The sequence below is a fragment of the Pseudonocardia nematodicida genome (assembly GCF_040105385.1).
Classification (GTDB): domain Bacteria; phylum Actinomycetota; class Actinomycetes; order Mycobacteriales; family Pseudonocardiaceae; genus Pseudonocardia; species Pseudonocardia nematodicida.
In genome coordinates this window covers 601,363-615,485 of the sequence record NZ_JBEDNQ010000003.1, presented here as the reverse complement: position 1 = coordinate 615,485, position 14,123 = coordinate 601,363, and the positions used below count along the sequence as shown (strand labels likewise).

At 72.5% G+C, this 14,123-nt stretch carries 13 protein-coding genes; all 13 read right to left on the bottom strand.

Annotated elements, in window-relative coordinates; all coding sequences use genetic code 11:
* Window position 1: 1 nt before the first annotated feature.
* Entirely contained in the window at window positions 2–1,639 is a 1,638-nt protein-coding gene (atpA, locus tag WIS52_RS10275) for a F0F1 ATP synthase subunit alpha (RefSeq protein WP_349297902.1), read from the bottom strand.
* A gap of 71 nt (window positions 1,640–1,710) precedes the next feature.
* Window positions 1,711–2,541, bottom strand: coding sequence for a F0F1 ATP synthase subunit delta (locus WIS52_RS10270; RefSeq protein ID WP_349297901.1), 831 nt, complete (start codon window positions 2,539–2,541; stop codon window positions 1,711–1,713).
* Complete coding sequence (locus tag WIS52_RS10265; protein ID WP_349297900.1) at window positions 2,541–3,095, bottom strand: F0F1 ATP synthase subunit B; 555 nt, start codon at window positions 3,093–3,095, stop codon at window positions 2,541–2,543. The genes WIS52_RS10270 and WIS52_RS10265 overlap by 1 nt, the downstream gene beginning before the upstream one ends.
* Before the next feature lie 55 nt (window positions 3,096–3,150).
* Complete coding sequence (locus WIS52_RS10260) at window positions 3,151–3,402, bottom strand: ATP synthase F0 subunit C (RefSeq protein WP_349297899.1); 252 nt, start codon at window positions 3,400–3,402, stop codon at window positions 3,151–3,153.
* A gap of 80 nt (window positions 3,403–3,482) precedes the next feature.
* The gene (gene atpB, locus WIS52_RS10255; RefSeq protein ID WP_349297898.1) at window positions 3,483–4,259 is read right to left on the bottom strand and encodes a F0F1 ATP synthase subunit A; all 777 of its coding nucleotides are present in this window, start codon (window positions 4,257–4,259) and stop codon (window positions 3,483–3,485) included.
* Window positions 4,260–4,627: 368 nt separating this feature from the next.
* Entirely contained in the window at window positions 4,628–5,089 is a 462-nt protein-coding gene (locus tag WIS52_RS10250) for a hypothetical protein (RefSeq protein WP_349297897.1), read from the bottom strand.
* 192 nt (window positions 5,090–5,281) lie between these two features.
* Window positions 5,282–7,096 (bottom strand): glycosyltransferase family 4 protein, encoded by a 1,815-nt coding sequence (locus tag WIS52_RS10245; RefSeq protein WP_349297896.1) that lies wholly within the window; start codon window positions 7,094–7,096, stop codon window positions 5,282–5,284.
* 63 nt (window positions 7,097–7,159) lie between these two features.
* Entirely contained in the window at window positions 7,160–8,443 is a 1,284-nt protein-coding gene (locus WIS52_RS10240) for a serine hydroxymethyltransferase (RefSeq protein ID WP_349297895.1), read from the bottom strand.
* Between the two features lie 46 nt (window positions 8,444–8,489).
* Window positions 8,490–9,161 (bottom strand): L-threonylcarbamoyladenylate synthase, encoded by a 672-nt coding sequence (locus tag WIS52_RS10235; RefSeq protein WP_349297894.1) that lies wholly within the window; start codon window positions 9,159–9,161, stop codon window positions 8,490–8,492.
* Between the two features lie 61 nt (window positions 9,162–9,222).
* Complete coding sequence (gene prmC / locus WIS52_RS10230; RefSeq protein ID WP_349297893.1) at window positions 9,223–10,101, bottom strand: peptide chain release factor N(5)-glutamine methyltransferase; 879 nt, start codon at window positions 10,099–10,101, stop codon at window positions 9,223–9,225.
* Window positions 10,102–10,114: 13 nt separating this feature from the next.
* Window positions 10,115–11,212: a peptide chain release factor 1 gene (prfA, locus tag WIS52_RS10225; RefSeq protein WP_349297892.1), complete on the bottom strand. Its 1,098-nt coding sequence runs from the start codon at window positions 11,210–11,212 to the stop codon at window positions 10,115–10,117.
* 88 nt (window positions 11,213–11,300) lie between these two features.
* Window positions 11,301–11,525 carry a 50S ribosomal protein L31 gene (rpmE, locus tag WIS52_RS10220; protein ID WP_349297891.1) on the bottom strand — a complete coding sequence of 75 codons (225 nt, stop codon included), beginning with the start codon at window positions 11,523–11,525 and terminating at the stop codon, window positions 11,301–11,303.
* 127 nt (window positions 11,526–11,652) lie between these two features.
* Entirely contained in the window at window positions 11,653–13,827 is a 2,175-nt protein-coding gene (gene rho, locus WIS52_RS10215; protein WP_349297962.1) for a transcription termination factor Rho, read from the bottom strand.
* Window positions 13,828–14,123 lie beyond the last annotated feature (296 nt).

Below are 14,123 nucleotides of genomic sequence, written 5' to 3'. Positions count from 1 at the left end.
CTCAGCTCTTCTTGACCGTGACGGTCTCCTGCTCGACGTCGTCCTCGTCGAGAGCCTCGGCGGGCTTCTCCTTCGGGACGACGGAGGAACCGTCGGAGGCGGTGAACTCGTTGCGCTTGAAGTCGTCGACCGCGGTGGTCAGCGTCTCGATCGCGTCGTCCGAGAGCTTCCCGGTGTCGACGATCTCGTTCAGCGGGCCCGAGGCCTTGCGGCGGGAGTACTCGCGGAACTCGGCCTCGAAGCGCTGGACGTCGGCGACCGGCACCGAGTCGAGCTTGCCGGAGGTGCCCAGCCAGATCGAGACGACCTGGTCCTGCACCGAGACCGGCGCGTACTGACCCTGCTTGAGCAGCTCGACCAGGCGCTCGCCACGGCCCAGCGTGGCGGCCGACGCGGCGTCGAGGTCGGAGCCGAAGGCGGCGAACGCCTCGAGCTCGCGGTACTGCGACAGGTCCAGGCGCAGCGAGCCGGAGACCGACTTCATCGCCTTGATCTGCGCCGAGCCGCCGACCCGGGAGACCGAGATACCGACGTTGATCGCCGGCCGGACGCCCTGGTTGAACAGGTCGGACTCCAGGAAGACCTGGCCGTCGGTGATCGAGATGACGTTGGTCGGGATGTAGGCCGACACGTCGTTCGCCTTGGTCTCGATGATCGGCAGACCGGTCATCGAGCCGGAGCCGAGCTCCTTCGAGAGCTTCGCGCAACGCTCCAGCAGCCGCGAGTGCAGGTAGAACACGTCGCCCGGGTAGGCCTCACGGCCCGGCGGGCGGCGCAGCAGCAGCGAGATGGCGCGGTAGGCCTCGGCCTGCTTGGACAGGTCGTCGAACACGATCAGGACGTGCTTGCCCTGGTACATCCAGTGCTGGCCGATGGCCGAGCCGGTGTACGGCGCGAGCCACTTGAAGCCGGCCGGGTCGGACGCCGGGGCGGCGACGATCGTCGTGTACTCCAGCGCGCCGGCGTCCTCGAGGGACTGCCGGACACCGGCGATCGTGGAGCCCTTCTGGCCGACGGCGACGTAGATGCAGCGGACCTGCTTCGTCGGGTCGCCGGAGTCCCAGTTCTCCTTCTGGTTGATGATCGTGTCCACGCAGACCGCGGTCTTGCCGGTCTTGCGGTCACCGATCACCAGCTGGCGCTGGCCGCGCCCGATCGGCGTCATGGCGTCGATCGCCTTGATGCCGGTCTGCAGCGGCTCACGGACCTCCGAGCGGTCCATCACGCCCGCGGCCTGGAGCTCCAGCACGCGCCGCGCGTCGGTCTCGATGTCGCCGAGGCCGTCGATCGCGTTGCCCAGCGGGTCCACGACCCGGCCCAGGTAGCCCTCGCCGACCGGCACCGAGAGGACCTCGCCGGTCCGGCGGACCTTCTGGCCCTCCTCGAGGCCGGTGTAGTCGCCCAGGACGACCGCGCCGATCTCGTTCTGCTCCAGGTTCAGCGCGACGCCGCGGACGCCGCCCTCGAACTCGAGCAGCTCGTTGGTCATGGCCGAGGGCAGGCCCTCGACGTGGGCGATGCCGTCTCCGGTGTCGGACACGACCCCGACCTCGTCACGGGTCGTGTCGTTCTCCAGCGACGAGACGTAGCTGGAGATCGCACTCCGGATCTCCTCGGAGGAGATCGTCAGCTCTGTCATGGCTGCGTCGTTCCTTCTCTCGAACGGGGCTGGCGGGATCGTGGCGCCACCGGCGCACGACTCCGAGCTGGTCAGCTGGGCAGGGACCGGCGCGCGGCGGCGAGCCTGCCCGCCACGGAGCCGTCGATGACCTCGCCGCCGACCTGCACGACCAGTCCTCCGAGGAGGTTCGGGTCGAGCTCGACCTGCAGGGAGATCGTGCGGCCGTAGATCCGGCCGAGGGTGCCCGCGAGCGTCGACTCCTGCTGCGGAGTCAGCGCGACGGGCGTGCGCACCTTCGCCACCGAGCGGTCCCGGCGGGCCGCCGCGAGCTCGGCGAGCTCCTCGGCGACGACCTCCAGGTGCCGGCCGCGGGGCAGCCGGACCGCCTCGCGCAGCAGCGTGGCGGTCACCGGGAAGACCCGGTCACCGAGCACGCCGTCCAGGAGCCGGATGCGGCCGTCGACCGGGCGGGTGGTGTCGGCCAGCAGGCCGTTCAGCTGCGGCTCCCGCGCCAGGATGCGACCGAACCGGAACAGCTGGTCCTCGACCTCGTCGAGCGAGCCGTTCTTGTCGGCGAGGGCGAACGTCGCCCGCCGCGCCACCGACTCGGCCGCGGTGACCAGGTCCCGGGTCTTCGACCAGCGCTTGCGCACCAGCTCGGTGACCAGGTCCACGGTCGGCTGCGAGAGCTGCGTGCCGAACAGCCGGTTCACCAGGTCGGCGCGGGCCTGCTCCGGCGACGCCGGGTCGGCCAGCATCCGCTGGATCCGGCGCTCGCCGTCCAGGAACCGGGCGACGGCGAACAGCTCGTCCGCGGTGGCGGTCAGCTCCCGGGCCGAGGCACCGTCGGCGTAGGCGTCCACCCGCTCGGTCAGCGCGGCCAGCGCCTCCCGGCTCGCGGAGTGCAGGACGGCTGCCATCAGTTCGCCCCGCTCCGCTGGGCGCTCTGCAGGCCGTCGAGCTCACCCAGGAACGAGTCGATCGTCGCGGAGCGCCGGGAGTCGTCGGCGAGCTGCTCGCGCAGCAGCCGCTCGGCCAGCTGGACCGACAGGCCGCCGACCTCGTTGCGCAGCTCCCGCTCGGCGGAGCTGCGCGCCGCGGCGATCTGCTCCTCGCCACGGGCCTTGATCCGGGCGGCCTCCGCCTCGGCCTCGGCCCGCAGCTCGGCCTTGATCTGCTGGCCCTCGGCGCGCGCGTCGTCACGGATGCGCGCGGCCTCGGCCCGCAGGCCGGCCAGCTGGTCCTCGTAGTCCTTCTTGAGCCGGTCCGCTTGCTCCTGCGCCTCCTGGGCGCGCTTGAGCCCGCCCTCGATGGCGTCGGTGCGCTCCTCGTAGAGCTTCTCGAAGGCCGGCACCGCGAACTTCCAGAGCGCGAAGAGGAGGAAGCCGAACGCGATCAGGCCGATGACCAGCTCAGCCGGGTAGACGGCGATCGGTGAGGGTTCCTCGGCGGCGAGGATCATCTGTTCCACCATGTGTCCTTCCGGGATGTGTCCCGCGCCGCCGGGAGCGGGCCGGGATGGGAGATGGTCAGCCGGCCGAGGCGATGAAGAAGACGACCAGACCGATCAGCATGACCAGCTCCGCGAGGACGAAGGTGGCCCAGCCGATGCCCATGAGCTGGCCACGGGCCTCCGGCTGACGGGCGGTGCCGTTGACGACGGCCGACCAGATCAGGCCGACGCCGACGCCGGCGCCGATGGCGCTCAGGCCGTAGCCGATGGCCGCGAGGCCCGCGTTGTTGTCCGCGGCCTGGGCCAGAACCTGCTGCGTTGCACTCACTTCGGGTTTCCTTCCGTCGGGTCCGCTCAGGTGCGGGTCGTTCGGTGGGTACCGGCCGTGGCCGGTGATTCGGGGAGGTGCTAGTGCTCCTCGGCGACCGCGGCGCCGATGAACACCGAGGCGAGCAGCGCGAAGATGTAGGCCTGGATCGTCATGACCAGGGCCTCCAGGAACGTGAAGGCGATACCGGCGACGACCACCAGCAGGCCGGGGGCGATGTAGATGCCGCCCAGGACCAGCAGCAGGAACTCGCCGCCGACCGCGACGAGCACCAGCATCAGGTGGCCGGCGAACATCGCCGCGAAGAGTCGCAGCGCCAGCGAGGCCGGCTGCACGACGAACTTCTGCATGATCTCGATGATGATGATCAGCGGAGCCATCGCCCAGGGGACGCCACCCGGCAGGGTCGCGTGCTTGAGGTACCCGGCGAACCCGTGCTTCTTGAAGCCCGCGTAGTGGTAGAAGACGTAGACGACCAGCGCCAGCGCGATCGGGAAGCTGATCTTCGACATCGTCGGGATCTGGAAGAACGGGATGATCCCGAAGTAGTTGTTGACCAGCACGAAGCTGAACAGACCCAGGATGAGCGGGATGAAGGGACGGAAGTCCTTCTCACCGATCTGGTCGCGGGCCATGCCGTTGCGTGCCACGTTGTAGAACGACTCGAGGGCGAACTGCGCCCGGCCCGGCACCAGCGTCATCCGGCGGGTCGCCATCGTGAAGTAGGCCGCGATGAAGATCGCGGACAACACGATGAGCACCATCGGCTTCGTGACACCCGCGAAGATGGGCGGGTAGTTGAAGACGCTGGGGCCCGGCGGGCTGAACTCCTCGGCCGCCAGTACTAGCTCGCCCAATGGGGGTCCTTCCGGTGCTCCCGCTCCGCGGCCACGCGGAACGGGGGATCGCCTGCAAGGTGCCTCTGGGGCGATGCACCCCGGTGCCCGGACTGAGATGCCGGAAGTCACCCACATCGCCTACGGATGAGGATGCTATCAGCCGTACTTCTACACGCTGTCGGGGCCTACCGCGCAGCTCACCAGGTGGTTCCTGCGGAGAAACGATCTTGGACAAGGTCACGGGAACGGTCGGGAAATCCGGCGTTAACACCGTCTGCGGGGGGCGTGGATCACATCGGCAGGCCCCTGTCACTCCGCCTCCGGACCGCCTCCACAGGGCCGAAGGAACCAGGCACGGGACGACAAATCGGACGACGATCCGCAGGTCACGCCCGCGACGACGGCGGCAGCTCCCCGACCAGCACCCGGAGCCGGTAGGACGCCCACGACTCCCCCGCCGTGGTCACGATCAGGCCGAGCAGCACGGTCACCACGAGTGAGGAACGGTCGATCCCGGCGGCACTCCCCAGGGTGAACAGGACCCCGAAGAGGATGAGGCTCTTGGTGAGCATGCTGGTGAATGAGGCCAGCATCACAACGTACGGTTCCGCGGTCGCGGTGAGGCGCACCAGCATCGGGGTGAGCAGGCCGAACACGGTCGCCACGACGGCCCCGATACCCGCGCCGGCGAGGCCCGGAGTCCCCGCCGTCACACCGGCGCCGACCACGCAGACGATCCCCGCCCCCAGTGCGGCCAGCAGCACGTTGCGCGCCATCGACGCCGACAGCCGGCGCATCGCCTGCTCCTGACCGACCGCGATGCCCTGGTCGTTCGCTGATCCCCACATCGGGCGGTCGCTCCTCGTCGTCCTGCACCTGGTCGCCACCACGGTAACCGCACTCCCGAGCCACCCCCGCGCCGCCGACCGGGTGCCCCGCTCGGCTTCACACCCCGTCGCATCACGTCGCACCTGCTGCGACGGGTGTGAAGAGGGCGAAGGGGTGTGAAGTCGGGGGTATCCGCCGGGAACGGGTCGGCGCTAGCCGGGCCGGTGGTCGTCCGCGCCGGGCCGCGGCGGCCGGTACGCCGGTGTCGGGACGGTCGGCTGGTCGGTGTGCTCGGGCGGTGTCGCCGGGCCCGCGGGATCGTCCGCCCGGCCGTCGACGCGGACCCCTCGGCCGGACGCCGGTTCCCCCCGGTACACCGGGCCGGGGCGGGCCTCCTGCGGGGCCGATCGGCGGGCCGCTGCTCCCGACCCGGCGCCCGCCGGGTCGCGCGGGCGCGGTGCCGCACCCGGACGGGGTGGCGTGCCCGGCCCACCGACCGTCGGGAGGGGGCCCGTGCCGGTCGCGTCCACCGGTGCCCAGCCGCTGGTCCGGGCTCCACCCATCACCGGACGACCGCTCGCCCGGCGCGTCGGCGCCGGGGCCGGAGCGGCACCGGGCTCGCCCGGATCCCGGTGGGCCGGCGCAGGGGACGTCGCTGCCCGACCGGCCGGTCCGGGAAAGCGGGCCCGGGCCGTCGAGCCGTCGGCCCCGTTCCGGGAGGGCGCAGCGGCCGGGTCCGCCCGCGGCGGCGGGCCCGGCCCGTCCGTCCGGGCGGCCGTCCCACCGGGTCCGGGCTCCGGCGGGTCGCCGGCCGGCCGGACCCCGTCCGGGAGGTCCTCCGGGACGGCCGGTGCCTGCGCTGCGGCGCGGGCCCGCGCCCGGTGCGGCACCGCCGACGCGACGAGCGCGATCACCAGCGCGACGCCCGTCGCGGTGAGCACGAGCCCGGTCTCCGGCACCAGCGCGAGCGCGACCGCACCGAACGCGACCACCGCGACCCAGAGGTAGACCAGCAGCACGGCCCGGCGGTGGCTGTGCCCGACCTGCAGGAGCCGGTGGTGCAGGTGCATCTTGTCCGGACTGAACGGGCTGGTCCCGGCCCGGGTGCGGCGCACGACGGCCAGCAGCAGGTCGAGCGCCGGGATCGCCACGATGCCGATCAGCACGATCAGCGGCGCGACGAGGGCGAGGATGTCGGTACCCGAGGTCTCGTCACTGAACGAGAGCTTCCCGGAGGCGCTGGTGATCGCCGCCGCCAGCATCACCCCGACCAGCATCGATCCGGTGTCGCCCATGAAGATCCGGGCCGGGTTGAAGTTGTGCGGCAGGAAGCCGAGGCACGCCCCGGCGAGCACCACGGCGATCAGGGCCGGGACGAACGCGGCCGGGTCGTTCCCGTTGTCCCTGATCAGCCCGATGCAGAACACCGCGGTGGCCAGCGTGGTGATCAGACCGATTCCCGCGGCGAGGCCGTCCAGGCCGTCGACGAAGTTCATCGCGTTGACCAGACCGACGGTCAGCAGCACGGTCAGCAGGACCGCCTGCCCCTGGCCGAGCAGCAGGTAGGACCCGGAGATACCGGTTCCGCCACCGCCCAGCGGGATCCAGATCGCCACCCACTGCACGCCGTAGAGCACCAGCAGCCCACCGGCCGTCACCTGCGCGGCGAACTTGGTGATCGCATCCAGGTCGAAGCGGTCGTCGAGCATCCCGACCCCGAGGATCAGCGCGGCCGCGACCACGATCCCGAGGACCTCGATGCTGTTCTCGAAGAAGGCCAGCCGCAGCGCCGGGAGCTGGAGGGAGAGCAGCAGCCCCACCAGCACGCCGCCGAACATCGCCAGCCCGCCCCAGCGCGGGGTCGGGGTGACGTGCACGTCGCGACCGCGCGGCCAGGCGACCGCCCCGGCCTTGAGCGCCAGCATCCGGACCGGGCCGGTCAGCAGGAGCGTGGTCACCGCGGACACCAGGCCGACGAGGACGAGCTCCCGGATGGGAAGCCCGTAGCTCAGCTGGTCGACCGGCACGCCCGCAGCCCTCTCACTCGGGGGTGGCCCTCGCCCGGCAGCTGCCGGGTGAGGGCACCCGTGTCATCCCCGAGGGTAGGCCGGTGCACGGCCGACGAGTGCGGTGACCGCATCGGCGACGGCGGCGAGCTCCCGATCACCGGCGTCGGTGTCGTGCTCGGCCTTGACCGCGCGGGCCAGCAGCGTGCCGACCTCGGCCATGTCGGACTCGGTCATCCCCTGCGTGGTGACGCTCGGCGAGCCGACCCGGATCCCGGACGGCTTCATCGGCGGGGCCGGGTCGTACGGGATCGCGTTCTTGTTCAGGGTGATCCCGGCCCGGTCGCAGCGGGTCTCGGCGTCGCCGCCGGTGACACCGATCGGCCGCAGGTCCAGCAGCGCGAGGTGGGTGTCGGTGCCGCCGGACACGGCACGCATCCCCTCCGCCTCCAGGCTCTTGGCCAGCGCCTGGGCGTTCGCGATGACCTGGCGGGCGTAGGCCTGGTACTCGGGCTGCGCGGCCTCGCGCATCGCGACGGCCTTCGCCGCGACCGCGTGCATCAGCGGGCCGCCCTGGGAGAACGGGAACACCGCCTTGTCGATCGCCTTGGCGTGCTCGGCCCGGCAGAGGACCATGCCGCCGCGCGGACCGCGCAGGACCTTGTGCGTGGTGGCGGTGACGACGTCGGCGTAGGGCACCGGCGACGGGATCGCCTGCCCGGCGACCAGGCCGATGAAGTGCGCGGCGTCGACCATCAGCGCGGCGCCGACCTCGTCGGCGATCTCCCGGAACGCCTTGAAGTCGATCAGGCGCGGGTACGCCGTCGCCCCGGCGATGATGATCTTCGGTCGGTGCTCCCTGGCCAGGTCACGGACCTGGTCGTAGTCGATGACCTCGGTGTCCTCGCGAACGGTGTAGGACACCGCGTGGAACCAGAGGCCGGAGAAGTTGACCTTGCTGCCGTGGGTGAGGTGCCCACCCTGCTTGAGGTCCATCGCCAGCACGGTGTCGCCGGGCTTGGCGAACGCCGCGTAGGCGGCCAGGTTCGCGCTCGCCCCGGAGTGCGGCTGCAGGTTGGCGTGCTCGGCGCCGAAGAGCTCCTTCGCGCGGGCGTTGCCGATGTTCTCGGCCACGTCGACGACGCCGCAGCCGCCGTAGTACCGGCGGCCGGGGTATCCCTCGGCGTACTTGTTCGACAGCGTCGAACCCAGCGCGGCCAGCACCGCCGGGCTGGTCAGGTTCTCGCTCGCGATGAGCTGGAGACCGCCGCGCAGGCGGTCCAGCTCGTCCAGCACGACGCCCGCGATCTCGGGGTCCTGCTGTTGCAGTGCGGTGAAGTCCGGGCCCCAGAAGGTCTGTTCACTCACGCCGGGACACGCTACCCGCACCCGTCGCCCCTGGCTGCGGGCACGATCACACGCGGTCGATCTCCTGGCCGACGACCTCGGCGACCTGGTCGCCGCTCACCCCGCCCTCCCGGAGCAGCCGGGGCCGGGTGCCGGTCAGGTCCACGATCGTGCTGGCCACCGGGTCCCCGGACGGGCCGCCGTCCAGGTAGACCGCGGCGCTGCCGGCGAGCTGGGTGATCGCCTCGGTGACCGTCGACGCCGGCGGGTTCCCCGAGGTGTTGGCGCTGGAGACCGCCATCGGGCCGACCTCCCGGAGCAGCTCCAGGGCCACCGGGTGCAGCGGCATCCGCAGCATCACCGTGCCGCGGGTGCTGCCGAGGTCCCAGGCGAGCGACGGCGCGTGCTCGAGCACCAGCGAGACCTCACCGGGCCAGAACGCCTCGATCAGCGCGCGGGCCGACTGCGGGACGTTCGTGACGAGGCCGTCGATCGTCGTCCAGGAGCCGACGAGCACGCCGACCGGCATGTCCGGGCCGCGTCGCTTGGCCGCCAGCAGGCTGCGCACCGAGGTGCCGCTGAACGCGTCACACCCGATGCCGTACACGGTGTCGGTGGGCAGGACGACCAGCTCGCCGGCCCGGACGGCGCGGGCTGCGGCCGTCAGGCCGCGCAGCCGCGCGTCCGGGTCGCTGCAGTCGAACAGCGGCTGGGTCTCGGCCGACCTCGGTGCGCTCACGACGGGCAGGATATGCCTGCGGCTCGTGAGTGGTTATCGCGGTCCTGACCGCGATAACCACTCACGAGCGCGCCAGCGCCCTCCGGGTGGCGGTCACGAAGCGGGGGCGGCCCGCGAGGTCGTGGTGCTCGGTGACCTCGGCGAGGGTCCGGCGGCGGCGCAGCAGCGCCGGGACGGTCTCGCCGTGCGTGTCGTCGTGCTCGATCGCCAGCGACCCGCCGTGCCGCAGCCAGCCGGTCGCGCCGCGCACCACGGCCTGGATGATCTCGGTCCCGTCCGGGCCGCCGAACACCGCGCCCGGCGGGTCGAACCGTGCGACCTCGGGTGCGACGGGCGTGCCGTCCGGGACGTAGGGCGGGTTGCTGACCACCAGGTCCACCCGCGCCTCGAGCTCGACCAGCAGGTCCGTCCAGCGGACGTCGGCCACGTGCAGGGTCACCGGCCGCCCGCCCGCCGCGGCGTGCGCGTCGAGGTTCTTGCGCGCCCACACCAGCGCCGACGGATCGGCCTCCAGCGCGTGCACCTCGGCGTCCGGCCGGGATGCGGCGAACGCCAGCGCCAGCGCCCCGGATCCCGTGCACAGGTCCAGCACCCGCGGCTCGGCGACGTCGCGCAGCGCCGCCAGGCCCCACTCGAGCAGCAGCTCGGTCTCCGGGCGCGGGGTGAACACCCCCGGCCCGACCGCCACCTCGACCGGGCCGAGGACGGCGGTGCCGAGGATGTGCTGCAACGGTTGCCGGGTCGCCCGGCGCTCGGCCAGCGCCTGCAGGTCGCGCGCGACGCCGGCATCGACCAGCGGGATCATCGGCAACCGCATGCGCGTGGCGCCGAGGACGTGCGCGGCGAGCAGCTCGGCGTCCACCCGCGGGGAGTCCACCCCGGACGCGGCCAGGGTCCGCTCGGCCTCCGCGATCGCGACCCGCAGCGGAACCCGGCTCACCGGTCGCCCCGGGTCACTCGCCGGCCCCGGACTCCCCGGCCGACGCCCCGGCCATGACGTCCGCCCGCTCGGCCGCGACCAGCGCCCCGACCACGTCGGCGAGGTTCCCGTCGAGCACCGAGGGCAGGTTGTAGGCCTTGAACCCGATGCGGTGGTCCGAGATCCGGCTCTCCGGGAAGTTGTAGGTACGGATCCGCTCCGAGCGGTCCACCGTGCGGACCTGCGAGCGGCGCTGCGCCGACGCCGCCTCGGCCGCCTCGGCCTCGGCCTTCGCCTGCAGCCGGGCGCGGAGCACGTCCATCGCCCGCGCCTTGTTCTGCAGCTGCGAGCGCTCGTTCTGGCAGGTCACGACGATGCCGGTGGGCAGGTGGGTGAGCCGCACCGCGGAGTCGGTGGTGTTGACGCTCTGCCCGCCGTGCCCGGAAGCGCGGTACACGTCGACGCGGACGTCGGAGTCGGCGATCTCGACGTCCGGGGTCTCGTCGGCGTCCGGGAACACCAGCACGCCCGCCGCGGAGGTGTGGATGCGGCCCTGCGACTCGGTGACCGGCACCCGCTGCACGCGGTGCACGCCGCCCTCGAACTTCAGCGACGCCCAGACGCCCTCGGCCGGGTCGCGGCCGCGGATCGAGAGCGTGGCGTCCTTGTAGCCGCCCAGGTCCGACGGGGTGGCGCCGAGGACCTCGACCTTCCAGCCGCGGGACTCGGCGTAGCGGCTGTACATCCGGACGAGGTCGCCGGCGAACAGCGCGGACTCCTCCCCGCCCTCGCCGGACTTGACCTCCATGAGGACGTCGTCGGCGTCGTGCGGGTCGCGCGGCACCAGCAGCTCGGCCAGCCGGGTCTCCAGCTCGACGAGGCGGCCGTCGAGCATGTCGGCCTCGGCCGCGAACGCCCGGTCCTCGGACGCGAGCTCACGGGCGGCGTCCCGGTCGTCACGGACCTGTGCCAGCTCCCGCGCGCAGGCCACCGTCGGACCGAGCTGGGCGTAGCGCCGGCCCAGCTTGCGGGCCTGCGCCTGGTCGCCGAGCACGTCCGGGTCGGCGAGGCGCTGCTCGAGCTCGGCGTACTCGTCGAGCAGGGCGTCCACCGACCGGGTGGGGCTGACCATGGCGCGGGATCCTTTCCGAAGCTCTCCGAAACGCGAGACGGCGCCCGCCTCCTCACCGCGGGTGAGGGGACGGGCGCCGTGTCGGTGGCTACTTGCCGGCGCGGGCCGGGCGCTTGCCGTAGCGGGCCTCGAAGCGGGCCACGCGGCCGCCGGAGTCCAGGATCTTCTGCTTGCCGGTGTAGAACGGGTGGCAGGCGGAGCAGACCTCGACGGTGATGGCACCGTTCGACTTGGTGCTGCGGGTGGTGAACTGGTTGCCGCAACCACAGGTGACCTGGGTGTCGACGTACTGAGGGTGGATTCCCTCGCGCATGGCGCTCTCCTCTCGATGGCCGCCGGGTCCCGCTGGTGGGCGGGTGAACCGGAGCGCAGAAGCTGACGTGCTATTCAACCACCCGGGCCCCGGTGGGATTCCCACCGGGGCCGGGCGCCTGAGCTGCCTAGTCGTCGTCCTTGCCGGGCGCGTTCTTCGCGACCTGCATCAGGAACTCGATGTTGGTCTTGGTCTTCTTCAGCCGGTCGAGCACCAGGTCGATGGCCTGCTGGTCGTCCAGCGCGGCGAGCACCCGGCGGAGCTTGACCATCACCGCGTGCTCGTCCGGCGACATCAGCAGCTCTTCCTTACGGGTGCTGCTGTCACCCACGTCGATCGCCGGGAAGATCCGCTTGTCGGCGATCTTGCGGTCCAGCCGGAGCTCCGCGTTACCGGTGCCCTTGAACTCCTCGAAGATCACCGTGTCCATCGTGGACCCGGTCTCGACCAGCGAGGTCGCGAAGATCGTCAGCGAGCCGCCGTCCTCGATGTTCCGCGCCGCGCCGAGGAAGCGCTTCGGCGGGTACAGCGCGGTCGAGTCGACACCACCGGACAGGATGCGTCCGGACGCCGGCGCGGCCAGGTTGTAGGCCCGGCCGAGGCGGGTGAGGCTGTCCAGCAGGACGACGACGTCGTGCCCCATCTCCACCAGGCGCTTCGCGCGCTCGATCGAGAGCTCGGCGACCGTGGTGTGGTCCGACGGCGGGCGGTCGAAGGTGGAGGCGATGACCTCCCCCTTCACCGACCGCTGCATGTCGGTGACCTCCTCCGGACGCTCGTCGACGAGGACGACCATCAGGTGGCACTCGGGGTTGTTCGTGGTGATCGCGTTCGCGATCGCCTGCATGACCATGGTCTTACCGGCCTTGGGCGGCGACACGATCAGCGCGCGCTGCCCCTTGCCGACCGGCATGACCAGGTCGATGACCCGGGTGGTCAGGACGTTCGGCTCGGTCTCCAGACGGAGCCGCTCGTTCGGGTACAGCGGCGTCATCTTGGTGAACTCCGGCCGCTGACGTGCGGTCTCGGGGTCCCGGCCGTTGATGGTGTCCACCCGCACCAGCGGGTTGAACTTCTGCCGCTGCTGCTCGCCGTCGCGGGGCTGGCGGACCGCACCGGTGATCGCGTCACCGCGGCGCAGGCCGTTCTTGCGCACCATCGACATCGAGACGTAGACGTCGGTCGGGCCGGACAGGTAGCCGGTGGTCCGCACGAACGCGTAGTTGTCCAGGATGTCGACGATGCCGGCGACCGGCAGCAGGACGTCGTCGTCGCGGATCTCGGTGTCGACGTTGCCGCCGGCACCGCCGCCGCGGGTGTCGCGGTCCCGGCCCCGGCGACGGTCCCGGAACCGGCGCCCGCGGCGGCCGCGGCCGTCCCCGTCGTCGTCGGAGTCGTCGTCGTTCTGGTTCCGGTCGTTCTGGTTCCGGTCGCTCTGGCCGCGGTCGTTGCGGTCGTTGCGGGCGTTGCGGTTGTTCCGGCCGCCACCGTCGTCGTTGCCGCCGCGGTTGCGCCCGCCGCGCCCGTTGTCACCACCGCGGTCGTCGCCGCGGTTGCGCCGGCGGTCGCCACCGCCGTCGGAGTCGGCGTCGGACTGCCCTGCGTCGCGCTGGGAGTCCCGCTGACCCGCGTCCTTCTGGCCGGCGTCCTTCAGGCCCGAGTCCTTGGGGCCCGCGTCCTTGGCCGAGTCCTTGGCGCTCGGGTCCTTGGGGCCCGAGTCCTTGGGGGAGCCGTCCTCGTCGCCCTGGTTGCGGCGGCGGGTGCGGCCGCGACGGCCGGCGCCGTCCTGCCCGTCCTCGGTGCGCTCCGCACGGTCGGCCCGGGCGGGCTTCTCGTCGGGGACCGCGGGGGCCTCGGCGGGGGCGGCCGGCGCGGCGTCCGCGGCCGGGGCGCTCGCAGCGGGGGCGCTCGCGGCGTCGTCGGCGGGGGCGCCGGCGCTCTCGGGGGCGCCCGCGGGGCGGGTCGCGGCCCGGCGGCGGCGGGTGCGCGGCGCGGGGGCCTCGGCCTGCTCGGACGCGGCCGGAGCGGCCCCGTTCGCGCCGGACGCGGCGGCGCCGTTGGTCGCGGCCGCCCCGTCGCCGGCGGAGGTGGTGTCGCCCAGGGCGAGCTGCGGCGTCGACGCGCCGTCGGAGCCCTCGGTGCCCGGGGAGGCGGCACGCGGGGCCGGCTTCGACCTGCGGGCCGGCGCGGCCGCCCCGCCCTGTCGCTCCTTGATGGCTGCGATCAGGTCACCTTTGCGCATCCCGGAGATGTCCGGGACGTTCAGTTCGGTGGCCAGCTGACGCAGTTCGGCCAGCACCATGCCGGACAGGCCGCCGCGACGGCGCGGCGCCGCCTCGGTCGGCGCGGTCCCGGTACCGGCGAGATCGGTCTCGCTCACGAAGTTCCTTCCTGACCGACCCGGTTGTCCTGTCCAGGTCAGGGGATGTCACACGCTCAGCCGGAGCGGAGAACCCGCTACCGGCAGCATTCACAGATGGAGCCCCCACAACGACGTCGCGGGAGTCAGGCCGCCCGTTCGGGATTCCGAGTCCAGTCAGAAAGGAGATCGGGCGAGCGGGCCCGGCCGCAAGACTACGCCGATGTCGCGTGGATCGC